The organism is Neoaquamicrobium sediminum (genome assembly GCF_013240295.1).
Taxonomy (GTDB): domain Bacteria; phylum Pseudomonadota; class Alphaproteobacteria; order Rhizobiales; family Rhizobiaceae; genus Aerobium; species Aerobium sediminum.
Genome location: NZ_JABETK010000002.1, coordinates 1,759,845 through 1,777,782 on the forward strand (window position 1 = coordinate 1,759,845; position 17,938 = coordinate 1,777,782).

Here is a 17,938-nt window from a genome sequence, read left to right on the forward strand (position 1 = left end):
CCGATCACTCCGCCGCGAGGCTGGAGGCAAGGAAACCGCCGGACTGGCGTTTCCAGAGCTGGGCGTAGAGCCCGTCGCGGGCGATCAGCTCGTCATGTGTGCCCTGCTCTGCGATCCTGCCCTCGTCGATGACCACGAGCCGGTCGAGCGCCGCAATGGTCGACAGCCGGTGTGCGACCGCTACCACAGTCTTGCCCTCCATCAGCCGGTAGAGATTCTCCTGAATCGCGGCCTCGATTTCCGAATCGAGAGCCGAGGTTGCCTCGTCCAGGATCAGGATCGGCGCGTCCTTGAGCATCATCCGGGCAATCGCGATTCGCTGCCGCTGGCCGCCGGACAGCTTGACGCCGCGCTCGCCGACATGGGCGTCGTAGCCCGTCCGGCCCTTCGGATCGCTGACGCCGACGATGAAGTCATGCGCCGCGGCACGCTTCGCAGCCTCGACGATCTCGGCATCGCTCGCGCCGGGCTTGCCGTAGGCGATGTTGTCGCGAATCGAGCGATGCATCAGCAGCGGATCCTGCGCCACCACGCCGAACTGCGCGCGCAGCGAGGCCTGCGTCACCGAGCGGATGTCCGTACCGTCGAGCAGGATGCGCCCACCTTCCACGTCGAACAGGCGCAGCGCAAGGTTGACGATCGTCGTCTTGCCGGCGCCGGACGGACCCACCAGCGCCACCCGTTCACCCGGCTTCACATGCAGGTCCAGGCCCTCGATGACGCCGCTGCCTTTGCCGTAGGTGAAGGTGACGTCTTCGAATTTCAGGTCGCCGGCAACGCGCGACATCACCGCGGCATCGGGCGCATCGCGCAGCTCGGGCCGCACCGAGATCGTGCCGGTGGCGTCCTGCACGGTGGCGAACGAGCGGATCAGCCCGTTGATGTTGAACATCATGTAGCCGGACATCTGGTTGAGCCGGAAGACCAGCCCCATCGCCGCGGCGATCTCGCCGGTGTGGCGCTGCCCGCCATCCAGCCGCGCAGCGCGAGAATGAACACGGCCGCCATCATGAACCCGTTGAGGATCGCAACCGCCGAGCGCACACTAGTGATGGCGCGGGTCAGGCGTTTCACCGCTCCCAGATAGCGGTCCATGCCGTCGCGCACGTAGTCGTTCTCGCGATGGCCGCTGTCGAACAGCTTGACCGCCATGATGTTGGTGAAGGCGTCGACAAGGCGCCCGTTGAGAATGGAACGTTCGTCGGCCGTCCTGCGGCCGGCCGCCCGCAGCGGCGGCAGCAGCCACCACGCAGTTGCGCAATAGGCGACGAGCCAGACGGCAAGCACCAGCCCCATCGCCGGATCGAGCAGCACGAGAATGGTGCCCGCCAGCACGAGGAACGACAGGAAGCTCCACATCGTCTGGAGCGAGGAGACGATGAAGTCGCCGGTCGCCTCACCGCCCTGCAATATCTTGGTGGCGATGCGGCCGGCGAAATCGTTCTGGTAGAAGGAATAGGGCTGCTCGATGACGCGGCGGAACGACTGCCAGCGCACGAGCTGGTAGAAGGACGGCACGATTACCTGCTGCTCGACGATCGCATTGGCGACCATCACCGCCGCGCGCACGACCAGTACCAGCAGCAGGAAGGCGACGATCTCCCACCAGTGATCGGCGAGAAGCCGCGCTGGAGAGGAGGTTTCCAGCAGATCGATCAGCCAGCCCAGCGACCAGTAGAGCGCTGCATCTACCGCGCCCGACAGGCCGCCCACGATGAGTAGAAGGACGAACGGCCCCTTCGCCTGGCGCGCGAAGAACAGGATGAACTGCCACGCATCGCGCGGCAGCACCTCCCGTTCCGTATCGGCGAAGGGTTCGATGACGCCCTCCGCCTTGCGCCAGATGCGCTCGGCGAAGCCGTCATCCTTGCGTTCGTCCATTTGGCTCATTCGGCCGCGATTTCCTTCTCCGGCCCCGTGGCCGGTTCGTCATGCAGCAGGAATCCGCCCGACTGCCTCTGCCATAACTGGGCATAAAGCCCCTCCTTGGCAATCAGCTCCTCGTGCGTTCCTTCCTCTATGATGCGGCCCCGGTCCATCACGACCAGCCTGTCCATCGCCGCGATGGTGGAGAGCCGGTGAGCGATGGCGATCACCGTCTTGCCCTCCATCAGGCGATAGAGATTCTCCTGGATCGCGGCCTCGACTTCCGAATCGAGCGCGGAGGTCGCCTCATCGAGGATCAGGATCGGCGCGTCCTTGAGCATCACGCGTGCGATCGCGATGCGCTGCCGCTGGCCGCCCGACAGCTTGACGCCGCGTTCGCCGACATGGGCGTCGAGCCCCCTGCGGCCCTTGGGGTCGCTGAGGCCACCGATGAACTCCAGCGCCTCGGCGCGCCGCGCGGCCTCGACCACCATGTCTTCCGTCGCATCGGGGCGACCGTAGAGGATGTTGTCGCGAACCGAGCGGTGCAGCAGTGACGTATCCTGCGTGACGACACCGATGTGGGCGCGCAGGCTGTCTTGCTGGACTGCGGCGATGTTCTGGCCGTCGATCGTCACCTTGCCGCCCTCGATGTCGTAGAAACGCAGCAGGATGTTGACCAGCGTCGACTTGCCGGCGCCCGAACGGCCAACGATGCCGACCTTCTCGCCAGGCCGAATGTTAAGCGACAGATCCTCGATCCCGCCCTTCTGCTTTCCGTAGTGGAAGCGGACATGATCGAACCCGATCTCGCCCTTCTGGACGACGATCTCGTTGGCACCGGGCCGGTCGTCGACGAGGCGCGGCAGCGAAATCGAGCGGATGCCGTCCTGAACCGTACCGATGTTCTCGAACAGGCCGGACACCTCCCACATGATCCATTGCGACATGCCCCACAAGCGCAGCACGAGGCCGAGCGCCACGGCCACCGCGCCGATCGACACCGCCTGCCCCAGCCACAGCCAGATCGAAATCGCAGCCACGGCCGCCAGAAGCAGCGAGTTGAGGAAATAGAGGATGCCGTAGAGGCTCGTCACCAGCCGCATCATCCGATGGACGGTTTCGAGGAAGTCGCTCATGCCTTCACGTGCGAACGCCGCCTCGCGCCTTGCATGGCTGAAGAGCTTCACCGTCTGGATGTTGGCATAGCTGTCGACCACGCGGCCGGTCATGATCGCGCGGGCATCCGCCTGCTCCTCGGACACCTTGCCGAGGCGAGGAACGTAGTAGCGCAAGAGCCCGACATAGGCGACCAGCCAGACGGCGAGCGGCAATGCGAGCCGCCAGTCGGCCGAGCCAACCAGGAACAACACGCCGATGAAATAGACGATGACGTAATTCAGAACGTCGATCAGCTTGATGACACATTCGCGCACGGCAAGCGCCGTCTGCATCAGCTTGGTGGCGATGCGCCCGGCAAACTCGTCCTGATAGAACGTCATCGACTGCTTGAGCAGGTAGCGATGCACCTGCCAGCGGATTCGCATCGGAAAATTGCCGAACAGCGACTGGTGGTTGAGCCATGAATTGATGAGCACGGTGAACGGCAGCGCCACCAGCACGACGAAGGCCATGCCGGCGAGCTTCCAGCCCTCCGTCTGCAGGAAGGTTTCGCGGTTCTGCGCAGAAAGCCAGTCGACGATGTTGCCGAGGAAGCCGAACATCCACACCTCGGTCAGCGCGATGATAGACGTGAGGATCGCCGAGATGACGATCAGCGGCCAGGAACCCTTGGTGTAGTGGACGCAGAAGGCGACGAGCGTCTTCGGCGGTTCCACCGGCTCTTCCGGCGGGAACGGGTTCAGGAGGGATTCGAAAAAGCGGTACATGATGAAATCTTCTCTGTGCTCAATTCTATTTGTGCCCGCTGCGCGGGCCAATATGTGCTGCGCGTGACGCGCCTTTGTTAGAGAACGCCGGCTTCCCGGCTTTCGCGTTCTGCGCAGGCTCCCACTCTCTCCTGTATGACGAAGCAGGAAGATGGGGCCCGACAGGCCCGCCGCCAAGCGCGCGCTCGAAAGCTGCTGACAACCGGGTGTCAGCAACGGGCAACGGGCCCGTCTTGATTGGTGGGAGCTCTATCGCGGAGTGTTTCGGGTCACCGTGTTTTCCGGCGTTCATGGTGCGTTTCCTCTTATGGGACTGACAGGCTGACGGCGCTAGGCCGCCAGCCTCTCATGGTCTTTTTGCTGTGCCGGCGCCCAGTCGCTTCCAAGCTGGTCGGAGGCATTTTCCGCTGCTGGATCACCGGCCGGGTCGGAGCGGCGGAAGCGGGCGAACAGCCGTGCGAGCAGCGACGGGCGCGAAGGCGCGCGGAACTCCTGCACGTCAGGCAGCAGGCCGCGATGCGGCCGCTGACGCGGCGGAGGAGCGCCGGGGCCCAGCACGAGCAGCGACCAGGCATATTGCCGGGCATCATGGATGGAGTGCGGCCCCGAGCGGGCGCGCGGATACGGAGTACGCATGGCGAAAATCCTCAAGGATCGGAACTGGCGATCCGGCGGAAGTCGCGTCGATGCTGGTTAGTCAGGGAAAAAGCGTCGAACCGAATCCGCCGTCAGGCGATAAGCCCACGGATGGGGCGAATGGCGTCTATGAGCATCATGCAATCCATTTGACTCCCCCTTCGGTTCGAGTTGACGATGACAGCGCTATAGACCTCTTCCCCGCAACTGGCTAGCTGAAAGCTGACCTTACGGAGCCGCGCCGGAGCAACTGTTGCATTCCGGCTACTATTTAGAAGACCACGATATTGCCTTCCCCTGCCCCGCACGACCTGCACATCGCGCTCTATCAGCCCGACATTCCCGGCAATGCCGGCGCCATACTGCGCATGGCGGCATGCCTCGACCTTGCCGTCCACATCATCGAGCCCGCCGGCTTCGACATGTCCGACAGGGCGCTGAAGCGCGCCGGTATGGACTATCTGGAGATGGCGGCGCTGACGCGTCACGTTTCCTGGGAAAGTTTCGAGGTATGGCGGGCTGAGCAGGGCCGCCGGTTCGTGCTTTTCAGCACCAAGGCGACCGTGCCCTATACGGATTTCGCCTTCGCGGCTGGCGACGTCTTGCTCTTTGGCCGAGAATCGGCCGGGGTGCCAGACCATGTGCACGATGCTGCCGACACGCGGCTGACGATCCCGATGCGTGCCGGCGCCCGTAGCCTCAACCTGGCGCTTTCGGCGGCCATGGCCGCCGGCGAAGCGATCCGTCAGACGCGCTGACCGCGTCGGCAAGGGTGCATTGTCAGAAGCAGTTCGGGTCATCGATTCATCCTTCTCCGTCCATCGAAGGATGATTTCATACAACCTCAACAATAGTTTAGGTCAAGCGCGTCCCGGCTTTTTTGCTCAGCGGCCCAGCCCCATCCGGGCGAGCAACCGGTCGCGCTTTACGAACTGGTGATAGAACGCTGCAGCCACATGCAGCAGGACCAACGCGATCAGCAATGTGCCGCCGATACCGTGCGGCGCGCGCGGCGGATAGGCATGGAAATCCGGCAACGGTGCCTGAGATGCGCCTGCCAGAATGTCGCCGGCGCCGGAAAGCAGCACCATGCCGATACCGCTCGCGCCCATGCCGATGATGACGACATAGAAGAGCCCGTGGACGATACGAGCTGCCCGCGCCTGCCAAAGCGGCGCGCCAGTCGAGTCCGCCGGTTTCTTGTCGGCCAGCCACCACCAGAAAAGCCTGAGCAGTGTCAACCCCAGCACCGATACCCCCATCACGGCATGGATTCGCAATAGCGCCAGCTTCGCCTCAGGGTCATTCATGTCCGCGGCCCGCAGGCCCGACACCAGCATGCCGATCAAGGCCACGGCCGTGACCCAGTGCATAGCCACCGCAACGGCACCATAGCGGTGAGTGCTGCTTTTCCAGCGCATGACCTGTCTCCTTGCCAGCTCGCCTGCTCGCTGATTATATAGCATGCAATGTATATAGATAGCAAGCTATGCAAAAACGATTCGAGAGAACCAGATCATCCGGCTACATGACCAACTGGGCGGCACGCCTCTTTGCCCGGGCCATAGACCGCAGGGTGAAAGAGTTCGGCGTCTCCTCAGGCCAGATGCCGGTCTTCTTTGCGCTGGGCGACGGTGCAGCGCTCAGCCAGAAGGCGCTCGCCGCCATCGCGTCGATCGAGCAACCGACGATGGCGGCCACGCTCTCCCGCATGGAGCGCGACGGGATGATCGAGCGCCGGCCCGACCCAAGGGACGGACGCAGCCAGTTGGTGGCGTTGACGCCGGAGGCGATGGAAAAGGCGCTTAAGGTCAAGGAGGCAGGAATGTCGGTCAACGCGGTCGCTCTGGCCGACCTGACGGAGGCCGAACGGGAGCAGTTCCTGGAACTGCTCGGCAAGGTCATCACCTCGCTGGAAAAGATGCTCGAAGACTAATTAGGGCCGGTCAGTCGGCCGTCGGCAGCCTGCGGATCGTGAATTCGATCACGTCGTCGGGGCGCTCGCACCAGCTCTCGATTTCAGTCCAGTAGGCCTGCTTCGGCCAGCGGTCGAACCACTCGCGCGCCTTGTCGCGCGCGGCCTGGCGCGGCAGCATGAAGGTCTCGCGGATAAATCCATCCCGCACCTTGCGGCCGGTTTCGGCGCGGCGCCTGTCGAGGCTGCGCTTGAGACTGTCGAGCGGCGGTCTTGCGGGAACGCGCACCGGTATCTCCCGGAAATTCCTTGACCCTCACCGGCAACAGATTAGGGATCGCCGCGAGACTTTACGAGTCCTTTTGATTGGCTTCGATTTGCCGTCAGGCCGGGGCCCTATGGAGACATGAATGCAGCGTCCAGAGTTGCCGGCAGGCCTGCCGGACGGAATCGAGGAGAAGAAGGCAGCCGCGAAGGCCTGGTTCGAGGAACTGCGCGACCGCATCTGCGACACCTTCGAAAAGATCGAGGACGACCTTACCGGGCCTCAGTCGGGCTGGTCCCCCGGCCGCTTCGAGCGCACGCCGTGGGAGCGCGATGGCGGTAAGGGTGGCGGCGGCGTGATGTCGATGATGTATGGCCGCGTCTTCGAGAAGGTCGGCGTGCACGTCTCCACGGTTCACGGCGAGTTCTCGCCCGAGTTCCGCAGCCAGATCCCGGGGGCGGAGGAAGACCCGCGCTTCTGGGCTTCGGGCATTTCGCTGATCGCGCACCCGCAGAACCCCAACGTGCCGGCGGTTCATATGAACACGCGCATGGTGGTGACAACCCGCCAGTGGTTCGGCGGCGGCGCCGACCTGACCCCCGTGCTCGATCGGCGGCGCGTCCAGGAAGACCCGGACACGGTGGCCTTTCACAAGTCGATGAAGTTCATCTGCGACAAGCATGCCGCGGTCGCCGACCATCAGAAATTCAAGGAATGGTGCGACGAGTATTTCTTTCTGCCTCATCGAAACGAGGCGCGCGGCGTTGGCGGCATCTTCTACGACTGGCTGAAAAGCCCCGAAGACAAGGGGGCTGGGATGCCGATTTCCGCTTCACGCAGGATGTCGGCCGCACCTTCCAGATCGTCTACAACCACATCGTCCGGCGCAATTTCAACGACAACTGGACCGAGGCCGATCGCGAGGAGCAACTCATCCGGCGCGGCCGCTATGTCGAGTTCAACCTGCTCTATGATCGCGGCACAATCTTCGGCCTCAAGACCGGCGGCAATGTCGATTCGATCCTGTCGAGCCTGCCGCCGGAAGTGAAGTGGCCCTAGAGTAAGGCACGCACCTGGCGTCATCCCGGCCGACCGAGCGTAGCGAGGGAGAGCCGGGACCCATTGGTCCGGAAATCGTGTGGCGCGCCCCTCTTCCGGAGGTGGCGCGCAGCCGTTGCCGCGGGTCGTGTATGTCGTTGCCGCCACGCGAACCTGCGACCCGGCCGTGCTGATCAATGGGTCCCGGATAGCCTCGCTGCGCTCCGGCTTCCGGGATGACGTGGAGAGGTAGGGGCGCTTCCCTTGGCCGGATGACACAATGTCAGCAACCGCCTTCAACGAGCCTCCTTGGCAGCGCTGCGTGTCCGATCGGCAGGTCGCCGAGTTCGGCCTGGCTCATGCTGCGCAGGGCGGGGTGAGCCAGCGGGTCGATCCGCCATTGGTCAGTTTCGGACAGTTCGGTGCGATCGAGGACCTGGCGCACGGCAGTAAAGAGAAACTGGAGCATTTTGGCCTCCTGTGGCGATAACATGGCCCACTTTCTCACGCTCTATGGCGATGAACTATGGAGTTTGCGTGCGGCTTGGTATAGATAATCTATATGAAGGAACTGAACCGGGTTCATCTCAACGGACTGCGAGCGCTGGAGGCGGTGGGGCGGCTGGGGACGCTCCAGAAGGCCGCCGAGGAACTCGGCGTTTCAGTCGGCGCCGTCAGCCAGCAGGTGCTGAAGTCGGAAGCCCAGCTTGGCCGAACGGTATTCGACCGGTCCGGACGCGGCCTTGCGCCGACGGAATTCGGCGTCGCGTTCCTCGCACGACTGACGACCGGCTTTCTTGCCCTTGATGAGGCCGTTGCGTCGTCGCGCAGCCATGCCGAATCGATCCTCACCATCTCGGTCGCCCCGGTCTTCGCGTCGAAATGGCTCGTACCCCGGCTCAACGCCTTCTCGAGGCTCGTCCCCGACATCATCGTACGCATCGATGCGTCGACCACCCTCATCAATCCGGACACGTCCGATGTCGACATCGCCATTCGTGTCGGGGACGGAACCTGGCCCGGCGTGAAGACGGACTATCTGCTGCCGCAGGAAGTGTTCCCCGTATGCGCGCCGGAACTCGCCAGGACGCTACGCGAACCCCGCGACCTACTGCATGCCCCGATCGTGCGCGATGCGCATTCGACCCTTAGCTGGAACGTGTGGCTGTCCAGATTCGGTATGGACGAAAGCCAGCTTGGCGACGGCCATTCCTTCACCGATGCGGCCCTGTGTCTCGATGCCTGCATCGCCGGCCAGGGTGTCATGCTCGCTTGGCAGACGCTCGCCCACTATGCGCTGTCGGTCGGGCAGGTCGTTGCCCCCTTCCCCGAGCGCGCAACGACCGGCCTCGGCTATTATCTCGTTTCGTCTGCGACTCGTCGCGAGCCGTCCAAGGTTGCCCGATTCCGTCGCTGGATTAAGTCCGAGATCGCCCAAGACTTCGCAACAATGCCCGCCGAACTGGCCGAAACTGCGAAAAGCGCCCGCTGATGCATCGGCGCAACAGCAACCAGCCAAGCATTTGAAACGACTCTGTTTTTAATAAGCCCGAACCGGCCAGAACGTCCCTTTCAAGGCTGTTTTAGCCCGATCCGCAGCCAGGCCAACATCTCACGCCAGATGACAGGCTGAAACACATACGTTAGACATCATGCCGGCTTGGGGAGAGGCGGCCCGCTGGGGGCGGCCGCCTTTCGGGCGCGGGCCGGTCGGCAGCGGTCGGACCCCCTCGCACTTTCTGTTTACGGTAAAGTTTCTGTAAAACTTTAAAGATCAGGATCGCATCATGGCTCCTGCACGCACCCTCACGCTCGCCTCGATTCTGACCCTTGCGGCGACTACACTCCCCCTCCACGCAACGGAAGGGGTAGTGACAACCGCCATGCTGCAACAGGCAGCCGTATCGGTCGACGAGGTCACCCGGCTTCCCGCTTTCGTGCATCGCATGTTCCGTCCGGAGAAGCCGAGCGACCGCACCATTATAATGCTGCACGGCTCGGGCGGCGACGAGACGACGCTTGCGTCGCTCGCCTCGACCATCGCGCCTGACGCGACTTTGATCGGCGTTCGTGGCAGGGTAGTGCAGGATGGCGTCAAGCGCTGGTACAAACGCATCTCGCCGACGCAGTTCGACCAGGAGGACGTGCGCAAGGAAGCAGCGGCGTTTGTCGATTTCCTGAAGGACATGGCCGCCGAACAGAAGCTCGACCTGTCGAAGGTCACCTTCCTGGGCTATTCCAATGGCGCGAACCTGATCGCTGCCCTGACACAGCTTTATCCGGGCATCGTCCGAAGCGCGGTTCTGTTGCGCCCGATGCCGGTATTGGGCGAGACACCGAAGGTCGACCTGTCGGATTCACGCTTCCTGACGATCGCCGGCGCGGACGACAAGCTGTATTCCCCTTTCGCGCAGGCGCTCGAAAGCCAGTTGCTGAACTGCGGCGCAAGCGTCGACGCGCGCATGATCCATTCGGGCCACGCGATCGGCGAAGAAGATGCGAAGATCGCTGCCGAATGGCTGGGCAGCGCCTCGAAATAGGCGAACATTTCAGCAACCGGATACCGGCCTTCCGTGTTATCCTTTTGTACCGTGAGCAGACGGACAAGAAGGAGAAGAACGATGAAGGAATTTCATTGCGGCTCACTCGTCCCCGGTTGCGACTGGCACACGCGACACCCGGAAGAAGCCGAGGTCATGCGCCGCGCGATCGAGCACATGCGTGAAACCCACGGCGAATCGACCATTCGCGAAACGATGGTCGAGGCAATCCGCTCGCGCATCGAGACGAAGCGCGACGCAGCCTGACTTTTCATCCAGCATTTCAAAGCTTTGCGGCGCACTTCTCGTGCGTCGCAACTGTGATTCGATAATCAGCCGGTGGGTGCTGCACTGTGGGCTTAGGGCTGCCCAGCACGCGCCAGATCGATGAGCTTTTCGCGATCCAACGAGAACCCGGAGTCGATCCAAGCCTCCTCGAGTGTGCGCAGCGTCTCGCCGACACCAGGGCCCGGCTGTATGCCGAGCGCGGTCAGGTCGCTGCCCTTCACCGGGAAAGCCGGCTTTTGCCAGGTTTCGAGAAAGCGCAGCAGCCTCGCGTTCCCGCCGGCCTCTATCAGCGCGCTGTCATCCTGCGCCGCCCTTGCACGGGCCGAGGCCAGCGCCAGCCGTAGCCGGTCGTGCAACCCGCCCACATCGCCACGATAGGCAACCTTCGCCATCGCCGCTTCACTGGTGGCGTGATGCACGGGCTGGCCCCTGCCCAAACGCCGAGCCGCTGCGCCTCAGCGTTCGACATCTTCAGGCGTTCGGCCATCGCCGATACGCGCTCTGTGTCTGGCGGTATGATCGCCGCCAGCCGCAGCATGGGATCGGCCTGCCAACCAAGATCGCGTTCGGCAGCGACGAGGCCGTGGATAGCGTCGATGCCCCATTTCTCGCTTTCCGGCAGGATCGCGGTCAGAACGCCCGATTGACGCATCCACAACAGCGCGCGCGATGGATCAGGGGCGGCGAGAAGCTTCCTGAGCTCGCTCCACACCCGCTCCGCCGAAAGCCGCGCGAGGCCGTCCTTGAGCCGCGCGCAGGCGCGAATGCCGTCGGCATCCGGCCGCCCCGCGCCATACCAGGCGAAGAAACGGAAGAAGCGCAGGATGCGAAGGTAGTCCTCGCGGATCCGCGTCTCCGCGTCTCCGATGAAACGCAGCGCCCGCGTCTCCAGATCGGCAAGCCCTCCGACCAGATCCACCACATCGCCCTGCGCGGTCGCGTAAAGCGCGTTGATGGTGAAATCGCGCCTTTCGGCATCGCGTTTCCAGTCGCGGCCGAATACGACCCGCGCGCGCCGGCCATCTGTCTCCACGTCGTCGCGCAGCGTCGTCACCTCATAGGCGTGGCCGTCGGCGATGACGGTTATTGTGCCATGCTCCTTGCCTGTGGGCACGGTCTTGAATCCAGCCGCCGCCACACGACGCTCCGTTTCGTCCGGCACATTCGTCGTGGCGATGTCGATGTCCGTTACGGGTTGCCCCAGCAGCGTATTGCGGATCGCGCCGCCGGCCACGCGCGCCTCCTCGCCATCTTCGGACAGCACGGATAGCAACCGCTGCAAGCTTTCGTCCCGCAACCAGCCAGCCCGGTCTGCGATCGATGCACCGCTCACGTGTAGAGCCTCTCGTAGAGCGTGCGGATGATGCCCGCGGTCACGCCCCAGATATACCGCTCGCCGAAGGGCATCGTGTAGAAGAAACGTTCCTTGTCTTGCCACATACGGCTCTCGCGGTTGTGGTTCGCAGGGTTCATCAGGAAGGACAGCGGCACCTCGAACGCGTCGTCCACCTCGTCTTCGTTGAGCGTCAGCAGGAAGCCCGGCTTCACGACCGAAAGCACCGGCGCGATGCGGAAACCGCTGCCCGACACATAATCCGGCATGCGCCCGACGACATCGATGAAATCCGTGCCGAGGCCGATTTCCTCCTCGGTTTCGCGCAATGCGGCAAATTCGGGTGTCGGGTCGGTCGGGTCGATGCGGCCGCCCGGAAACGCCACCTGGCCGGAATGGCTGCGCAGCTTCTCGGTGCGTTTGGTCAGGATGACGCTTGCCTCGTCGCCCCGGTCGACCACCGGAATGAGCACCGCCGCATCGCGAAGTTTGGCATTCGCGAACAGCGCCTTGAGATCCGGGTTCAGGCTGTGGTCGCCATAGTCGGTGTCGTGGTGCGGCGCCTGCTCGCCAGCGGCGCGGCGGCGGAAATCCTCCGCCGAGAATGTCCCGATCGTCGAGGCGTCCATCGTCACGCGCTGAGCCTTTTCAGCGTGTCGGCAGGCATGATGGGGAACACCGCCCCCTTGGAGCGCACGGCGAACATCGTCCGTCCGTCGACGTCGATTTCCTCGCCAAGTTCCGCCAGCTCGTACATCACCGGCCGCGTGACCAGCGCTTCCAGCCGCCCGCGCACCAGAAGGTAGGGTTTCAGCCCGTCGGTTCCCTCCTCGTCGACGAAGCGGAGCGGATTGTCGGGGCCAGCCTCGACCACGTCGCCGACATTGGTGCGGAAGGTCAGCACCTGATCGCTCCCCTCCCCGCTGGCATCGACCTCCACCGCCAAGAAGGGCGCATCCTCGACGCGGATACCCACCTTCTCGACGGGCGTAACGAGATAGGTTTTGCCATCGTCGTCCTTGCGCAGCACGGTCGAAAAGAGCTGCACCAGCGGCATCCGGCCGATCGGCGTGCCGAGGTAGAACCAGGTGCCGTCGCGCTTGATCTCCATGTCGAGATCGCCGCAGAAGGGCGGATTCCAGCGCTCGACCGGCGGAAGACCCTTTCCGGCCCGCGCCGCGCGCCCGATCAGCGCCTCCAGTCCGGCGGTGTCGGTGGCCTCGCCGAGGCCCGGGGCGTCATTATCTGTGCGTATAGCCATCGTCACGAAATAGTCACTGTTGTTCCGCTTGTCAGCCTTGTTGCGTGTTTTAAGTTCAACCAAGCCGCACCGCCAAGGGCGATGCCGAGTCGCAAAAGACAAGGAACCGGACGCTTATGAGCGTAACGATCAAGGAACCCGCCCTCAGCGAGACCCAGATGGTTGCCCAGGCGGAGGCAGCGCTCGCAGACATTTCCAAGGTGCGCGACGCGGTCGGCAAGGTAATTTTCGGCCAGGAAAGCGTGGTCGAGCGCACGATGGTGGCCCTGCTCGCAGGCGGCCACGCGTTGCTCGTTGGCGTGCCCGGTCTGGCGAAGACCAAGCTGGTCGAGACGCTGGGCGTGGTGCTTGGCCTGGACGGCCGCCGCATCCAGTTCACCCCGGACCTGATGCCGTCCGACATTATCGGCTCGGAAGTGATGGATCAGGACGAAAAGGGCACCCGGTCCTTCCGTTTCATCCGCGGACCGATCTTCGCCCAGCTCCTCATGGCCGACGAGATCAACCGCGCCTCGCCGCGCACGCAGTCGGCGCTGCTCCAGTCGATGCAGGAATACCACGTGACCGTAGCAGGCCAACGTCACGACCTGCCGGCTCCTTTCCACGTGCTCGCGACACAGAACCCGCTCGAGCAGGAAGGCACCTACCCGCTGCCGGAAGCGCAGCTCGACCGGTTCCTGATGCAGGTCGACATCCTCTACCCCGAGCTGGCGGCCGAGCGGCGCATCCTGCTGGAAACGACAGGCGTCGAGGATGCGACTGCCGAAAACGTTCTTTCGGCGACGCGTCTCCGGGAAATCCAGACGTTGATCCGGCGCATGCCGGTTCCTGAAAGCGTGGTAGAGGCGATCCTCTCGCTGGTGCGCTCCGCGCGGCCGGGACAGGGCAATGCCGAGACCGACAAGCACGTTTCCTGGGGCCCCGGCCCACGTGCCAGCCAGGCCCTCACATTGTGCGCCCGCGCTCGCGCCCTGTTCGACGGGCGGCTTGCACCGTCGATCGACGATGTGCGCGCGCTGGCTGAACCCGTGCTCCAGCACCGCATGGCGCTTACCTTCGCGGCCCGCGCCGAAGGCATGAGCGTGCGCGACGTCGTGGCCAAGCTGGCGAAAGCGGCCGGCTGATGGCACGCGTCGGCGAGGCCGCACCCCCGGTCGCGGCTCGCGACGCCCTCGCCCGCGCCCGACTGCGCGCTTCACTGGTGCCCGACCTGCTGGTCGAGGCCCGCCGCGTCGTCAACACTGTGATCGCCGGCTGGCACGGCCGCCGCAAGCGCGGCATCGGCGAGAATTTCTGGCAGTTCCGCCCCTATGTCGAAGGCGAGACGATGTCGCGCATCGACTGGCGGCGTTCCGCCCGAGACGACCATGTCTACGTCCGCGACAAGGAATGGGAGGCTGCTCACACCGTGTGGCTGTGGGCCGACCCCTCGCCGTCCATGCTCTACCAGTCGCGCGGTGCTTCGGTGTCCAAGGAATCGCGTGCGCTCGTCCTGATTCTGGCCTTGGCGGAGCTGCTCTCGCGCAGCGGCGAGCGCATCGCATGGCCCGGTCTCAGCGATCCGTTCACGGCGCGTAACGGCGCCGAACGGCTGGCCTCCTACCTGCTTCACGCCGGCGAGTTGCCTGCGCGGCCCAATCTTTCGCAATTGCGCCGGTTCAGCGACATCGTCGTTGCCGGCGATTTTCTCGATCCGGTCGAAGAAACGTTTGAATGGCTCGATCCGCTGGCCCAGCGCGGCGTACGCGCGCATCTGATCGAGATCAGCGATCCGGCCGAAGAAAGCTTTCCCTATTCCGGCCGCACCGAATTCACCGATCCTGAAACCGGCCAGAAGCTGACGGCCGGCCGCGCCGAAACGCTTGCGGAGGACTACCGCCGCCTCTACACGGCGCGCCGGCAGGAACTCGCAAGCCGCTGCGCCAAGCTCGGCTGGAGCTACACGGTCAATCATACGGATCGGCTCGCCTCGGACGCGCTGGTCAAGGTTCACATGGCGATGACCGCCGATGTCGGGCATGGAGGCCGCTGATGGGTTGGCTCCCGATTTCGTTCGGCTTTCCCGCCATTCTGTTCGGGCTTCTCGCCCTGCCCGTGATCTGGTGGCTGCTGCGCCTGACGCCGCCGAAGCCGCAGACCGAGACCTTCCCGCCTCTGCGCATCCTCGCGCGCGTGATGCGCAAGGAGGAAACGCCGCACCAGAGCCCGTGGTGGCTGACACTGTTGCGGCTGCTGATGGCGGCGCTGGTGATCTTCGCGCTCGCAGACCCGGTATTCAACGCCCGCGAGGCAACACCGGCAAGCGGTGGCGCCACCGCGATCGTGATCGACAATGGCTGGGCGAGCGCGCCCGACTGGGAGGTTCGCGTCGCCACGGCCGAGCGCCTGATCGACGACGCGAACGATGCCGGGCAGCCGGTCGTCCTCGCCTTCACCGCCGAGCAGACCAACACGGAGATCGGCCCGTTCGATGCCGCCACGGCGCGTGAGCGGCTCGCGGCGGCAGAGCCCCGCCCGGTGCCGGTCGACCGGCTCGCAATGTTCACGCGCGTGGCGCAGGCGCTGGAGGCCGTGCCGGACGCGACCGTAGCCATGCTTTCGGACGGGCTCGCGACCGACGGCGACGAAGCCGCATTCCAAGCGCTGCTTGCAGGCAGCACGGGCCAGCTCGTCTGGATCGAACCGAACGAACTGGCCATGATCGGCGTACGCGAAAGCGACAACCTCGCCGACGCCTTCACGTTCAGCGCCGTGCGCAGCACAACCGACGCGTTGCCGCGCCAGGCGACGGCAGCCGCGTTCGACGATCGCGGCCGCCGCATCGCCGAGACGACACTGTCCTTCGGCGCCGGAGAAACCGAGGCACAGGGACAGTTTCGCGTGCCGTTCGAACTGCGCAACGACTTCGTTTCGATTGTCGTCGACGGGCAGAACCAGGCCGCGTCGGTCTATCTGCTCGATGAAAATTCCCGCCGGCGCCGCGTCGGCCTGATTTCGCAGGCCGAAGCCGACGCCGCGCAGCCGCTTCTGTCGCCGCTCTATTACATCCGCCGTGCGCTGGAGCCGTTTTCCGATCTGGTTGAGCCATCGAGCACCGACCTGAATGAGGCGATCCCGGAAATCCTCGAGCAACGCCCGGCCATGATCGTCATGGCCGATGTCGGCACGCTGCCCGATACGGCCCGCGAGCGCCTCGTCGAGTGGATGAACGAAGGCGGCACGCTCGTCCGCTTCGCGGGCTCTCGCCTCGCTGCTGCCGGCAATGACGAGGAACTGCTGCCGGTCCGGCTGCGCACCGGCGAGCGCGCGCTGGGCGGCGCCCTTTCATGGACCGAGCCGCAGCCGGTGACAGAGTTTCCGCCCACCGGGCCGTTCGCGGATCTCGCGCCACCGACCGAAGTGACCGTCTCGCGGCAGGTGTTGGCCGAGCCGACCGCCGACATCGTTGAGCGCACCTGGGCGAACCTTGCCGACGGCACACCGTTGATAACGGGCGCGCCGCGCGGCGAAGGCACGCTGGTTCTGTTCCACGTCACGCCCGAGGCGACGTGGTCGAGCCTGCCGATCTCCGGTTCCTTTGTCGAGATTTTGCGCCGCATCGTGCAGCTTTCGCGAAACCAGGGCCGCATCGATGCATCCGGCGAGGGTGCAGCCGGTTCGCTCGCGCCCTACCGCATGATCTCCGCCGACGGCCAGCTTGTGCCGCCGGGACCCGAGGCACGTCCGCTGGAGCCCGGTCAACGGCCTGCCGTCACCATCGAGAATCCGCCCGGCTTCTACGGCACCGAAGAAGGCGTGGTCGCGCACAATCTGCTGACGCCCGATGCTACCTTCAGCCCCATCGAGCGCCCTGAGACCGGCCTGCCCGTCACCACAGCCGCCTATGCGTTCGACGAGGCGGTCGACCTGAAGGGACCGCTGATCGCCGCCGCGCTCGCCCTGATGCTGCTCGACACGCTTGCCGTATTCTGGATGGGCGGAATATTCGCGCGCAGGTCCGGACTGCGGCCTGGTCCAGCCCAGACGGCTAGCCTTGTCGTGGCCGCGCTCGCCGGCGGCCTCGTCTTCCTGCCGGCAAACGCCGACGCGCAGGATGCCCAGCCCGACGACGAGGCAGCAATCGCCGCGATCTCGCAGACGCGCATCGCCTATGTCGTCACCGGCAACGGTTCGGTAGACGCGGTCAGCCGCGCCGGCCTGCAGGGCCTGACGCGCTATCTGGTCGAGAAGACGGCGCTCGAACCGGCCGATCCGGCCGGCGTCGACATTGAGACCGACGAACTCGCCTTCTACCCGCTGATCTACTGGCCCGTCGACGAGACGGCGGCGATGCCTTCCGAGGCGGCGCTGGCGCGCGTCGACGCCTATATGCGCGAAGGCGGCACGGTGCTGTTCGACACGCGCGACCAGTATTCGAATGGGTTCGGTGCAAACGCCGCGAGCCCTTCCACGCGGCGGCTGCGCGATATCCTGGCAAACATGAACGTGCCACCGCTGGAGCCGGTGCCACAGGACCACGTGCTGACCAAGACCTTCTTCATCATGCCGGATTTCCCCGGACGCTTCGCCGGTGGCCCGCTCTGGGTCGAAGCCTCGTTTGATGCGGCGAACCCCGACAACAGGCCGGTGCGGACCGGCGATGGCGTCTCGCCGATCATGATCACTGCCAACGATTTCGCTGGCGCCTGGGCGATCGACTCCTCCGGCGCACCCATGTTCCCGACCGTACCGGCGGACCCGATGCAGCGCGTCTATGCCTACCGGGCCGGCGTCAACATCATGATGTACATGCTCACCGGCAACTACAAATCCGATCAGGTGCACGTGCCGATCCTTCTCGAACGGCTGGGGCAGTAACGATGACCCTTTCCGCGCCCTGCTCTTTCGCGCCAGCCGATGATGCACAG

Annotated in this window: 15 protein-coding genes and 3 pseudogenes; 9 read left to right on the plus strand and 9 right to left on the minus strand. The window is 64.6% G+C overall.

Features of this window, described 5'->3' with window-relative positions; genetic code table 11:
• Positions 1-4: 4 nt before the first annotated feature.
• The 3 genes and pseudogenes from HK436_RS33630 to HK436_RS20525 form a co-directional block, all read right to left on the minus strand.
• A pseudogene (locus tag HK436_RS33630) lies at positions 5-1,890 on the minus strand (ABC transporter ATP-binding protein).
• A complete protein-coding gene (locus tag HK436_RS20520) occupies positions 1,887-3,755 on the minus strand; it encodes an ABC transporter ATP-binding protein (protein WP_173192739.1) in 1,869 nt (622 codons plus the stop codon). Before HK436_RS20520 ends, HK436_RS33630 begins: the two are co-directional and overlap by 4 nt.
• 330 nt (positions 3,756-4,085) lie before the next feature.
• Positions 4,086-4,391, minus strand: a complete 306-nt coding sequence (locus HK436_RS20525; protein ID WP_173192741.1) for a hypothetical protein — start codon at positions 4,389-4,391, stop codon at positions 4,086-4,088.
• Positions 4,392-4,678: 287 nt separating this feature from the next.
• Here HK436_RS20525 and HK436_RS20530 point away from each other — a divergent pair, with 287 nt between their 5' ends.
• On the plus strand, positions 4,679-5,149 hold the full coding sequence (locus HK436_RS20530) for a tRNA (cytidine(34)-2'-O)-methyltransferase (RefSeq protein WP_280515733.1): 471 nt from the start codon (positions 4,679-4,681) through the stop codon (positions 5,147-5,149).
• A 126-nt stretch (positions 5,150-5,275) separates the two neighbouring features.
• Here HK436_RS20530 and HK436_RS20535 read toward each other — a convergent pair whose 3' ends face one another.
• On the minus strand, positions 5,276-5,812 hold the full coding sequence (locus tag HK436_RS20535; RefSeq protein ID WP_173192743.1) for a cytochrome b: 537 nt from the start codon (positions 5,810-5,812) through the stop codon (positions 5,276-5,278).
• 68 nt (positions 5,813-5,880) lie between these two features.
• Between HK436_RS20535 and HK436_RS20540 the strand changes: the two genes are divergently transcribed.
• Entirely contained in the window at positions 5,881-6,327 is a 447-nt protein-coding gene (locus HK436_RS20540; RefSeq protein ID WP_206680551.1) for a MarR family winged helix-turn-helix transcriptional regulator, read from the plus strand.
• 10 nt (positions 6,328-6,337) lie between these two features.
• On the opposite strand, the gene HK436_RS20545 is transcribed toward HK436_RS20540, so the two are convergent.
• Positions 6,338-6,595 (minus strand): hypothetical protein, encoded by a 258-nt coding sequence (locus HK436_RS20545; protein WP_173192745.1) that lies wholly within the window; start codon positions 6,593-6,595, stop codon positions 6,338-6,340.
• Positions 6,596-6,716: 121 nt separating this feature from the next.
• Between HK436_RS20545 and hemF the strand changes: the two are divergent.
• Positions 6,717-7,630 (plus strand): annotated as a pseudogene (gene hemF, locus HK436_RS20550) (oxygen-dependent coproporphyrinogen oxidase).
• A 262-nt stretch (positions 7,631-7,892) separates the two neighbouring features.
• Here the strand turns inward: hemF and HK436_RS20555 are convergent.
• Positions 7,893-8,078 carry a hypothetical protein gene (locus HK436_RS20555; RefSeq protein WP_173192747.1) on the minus strand — a complete coding sequence of 62 codons (186 nt, stop codon included), beginning with the start codon at positions 8,076-8,078 and terminating at the stop codon, positions 7,893-7,895.
• Between the two features lie 93 nt (positions 8,079-8,171).
• Here HK436_RS20555 and HK436_RS20560 point away from each other — a divergent pair, with 93 nt between their 5' ends.
• The 3 genes from HK436_RS20560 (at position 8,172) to HK436_RS20570 (ending at position 10,416) form a co-directional block, all read left to right on the plus strand.
• Positions 8,172-9,101, plus strand: a complete 930-nt coding sequence (locus HK436_RS20560) for a LysR substrate-binding domain-containing protein (RefSeq protein ID WP_173192749.1) — start codon at positions 8,172-8,174, stop codon at positions 9,099-9,101.
• 295 nt (positions 9,102-9,396) lie between these two features.
• Positions 9,397-10,149, plus strand: a complete 753-nt coding sequence (locus tag HK436_RS20565; RefSeq protein WP_244649072.1) for an alpha/beta hydrolase — start codon at positions 9,397-9,399, stop codon at positions 10,147-10,149.
• 81 nt (positions 10,150-10,230) lie between these two features.
• Positions 10,231-10,416: a DUF1059 domain-containing protein gene (locus HK436_RS20570; protein ID WP_173192751.1), complete on the plus strand. Its 186-nt coding sequence runs from the start codon at positions 10,231-10,233 to the stop codon at positions 10,414-10,416.
• A 92-nt stretch (positions 10,417-10,508) separates the two neighbouring features.
• Here HK436_RS20570 and HK436_RS20575 read toward each other — a convergent pair.
• The 3 genes and pseudogenes from HK436_RS20575 to HK436_RS20585 all read right to left on the minus strand — a co-directional run bounded on the left by HK436_RS20575 (position 10,509) and on the right by HK436_RS20585 (position 13,031).
• Positions 10,509-11,770: pseudogene (locus HK436_RS20575) on the minus strand (CCA tRNA nucleotidyltransferase).
• The gene (locus HK436_RS20580; protein WP_173193679.1) at positions 11,767-12,399 is read right to left on the minus strand and encodes a CoA pyrophosphatase; all 633 of its coding nucleotides are present in this window, start codon (positions 12,397-12,399) and stop codon (positions 11,767-11,769) included. The pseudogene HK436_RS20575 and the gene HK436_RS20580 overlap by 4 nt, the downstream one beginning before the upstream one ends.
• Positions 12,400-12,401: 2 nt before the next feature.
• Positions 12,402-13,031 carry a DUF1285 domain-containing protein gene (locus tag HK436_RS20585; protein WP_173193680.1) on the minus strand — a complete coding sequence of 210 codons (630 nt, stop codon included), beginning with the start codon at positions 13,029-13,031 and terminating at the stop codon, positions 12,402-12,404.
• Between the two features lie 116 nt (positions 13,032-13,147).
• On the opposite strand from HK436_RS20585, the gene HK436_RS20590 reads away from it, so the two are divergent.
• The 3 genes from HK436_RS20590 to HK436_RS20600 are packed head-to-tail and all read left to right on the plus strand — an operon-like array spanning position 13,148 to position 17,888.
• Positions 13,148-14,155 (plus strand): AAA family ATPase, encoded by a 1,008-nt coding sequence (locus HK436_RS20590; RefSeq protein ID WP_173192753.1) that lies wholly within the window; start codon positions 13,148-13,150, stop codon positions 14,153-14,155.
• Positions 14,155-15,063: a DUF58 domain-containing protein gene (locus HK436_RS20595; RefSeq protein WP_173192755.1), complete on the plus strand. Its 909-nt coding sequence runs from the start codon at positions 14,155-14,157 to the stop codon at positions 15,061-15,063. The genes HK436_RS20590 and HK436_RS20595 overlap by 1 nt, the downstream gene beginning before the upstream one ends.
• Positions 15,063-17,888 carry a DUF4159 domain-containing protein gene (locus tag HK436_RS20600; protein ID WP_173192757.1) on the plus strand — a complete coding sequence of 942 codons (2,826 nt, stop codon included), beginning with the start codon at positions 15,063-15,065 and terminating at the stop codon, positions 17,886-17,888. The genes HK436_RS20595 and HK436_RS20600 overlap by 1 nt, the downstream gene beginning before the upstream one ends.
• The last annotated feature ends 50 nt before the right edge of the window (positions 17,889-17,938 follow it).

Bases quoted from the DNA above. Each gene is read 5' to 3' on its own strand.
- HK436_RS20540 (WP_206680551.1), top strand. From the start codon at position 5,881: ATGCAAAAACGATTCGAGAGAACCAGATCATCCGGCTACATGACCAAC.
- HK436_RS20590 (WP_173192753.1), top strand. From the start codon at position 13,148: ATGAGCGTAACGATCAAGGAACCCGCCCTCAGCGAGACCCAGATGGTT.
- HK436_RS20565 (WP_244649072.1), top strand. From the start codon at position 9,397: ATGGCTCCTGCACGCACCCTCACGCTCGCCTCGATTCTGACCCTTGCG.
- HK436_RS20570 (WP_173192751.1), top strand. From the start codon at position 10,231: ATGAAGGAATTTCATTGCGGCTCACTCGTCCCCGGTTGCGACTGGCAC.
- HK436_RS20595 (WP_173192755.1), top strand. From the start codon at position 14,155: ATGGCACGCGTCGGCGAGGCCGCACCCCCGGTCGCGGCTCGCGACGCC.
- HK436_RS20600 (WP_173192757.1), top strand. From the start codon at position 15,063: ATGGGTTGGCTCCCGATTTCGTTCGGCTTTCCCGCCATTCTGTTCGGG.
- HK436_RS20555 (WP_173192747.1), bottom strand. From the start codon at position 8,078: ATGCTCCAGTTTCTCTTTACTGCCGTGCGCCAGGTCCTCGATCGCACC.
- HK436_RS20585 (WP_173193680.1), bottom strand. From the start codon at position 13,031: ATGGCTATACGCACAGATAATGACGCCCCGGGCCTCGGCGAGGCCACC.
- HK436_RS20525 (WP_173192741.1), bottom strand. From the start codon at position 4,391: ATGCGTACTCCGTATCCGCGCGCCCGCTCGGGGCCGCACTCCATCCAT.
- HK436_RS20535 (WP_173192743.1), bottom strand. From the start codon at position 5,812: ATGCGCTGGAAAAGCAGCACTCACCGCTATGGTGCCGTTGCGGTGGCT.
- HK436_RS20560 (WP_173192749.1), top strand. From the start codon at position 8,172: ATGAAGGAACTGAACCGGGTTCATCTCAACGGACTGCGAGCGCTGGAG.
- HK436_RS20520 (WP_173192739.1), bottom strand. From the start codon at position 3,755: ATGTACCGCTTTTTCGAATCCCTCCTGAACCCGTTCCCGCCGGAAGAG.
- HK436_RS20580 (WP_173193679.1), bottom strand. From the start codon at position 12,399: ATGGACGCCTCGACGATCGGGACATTCTCGGCGGAGGATTTCCGCCGC.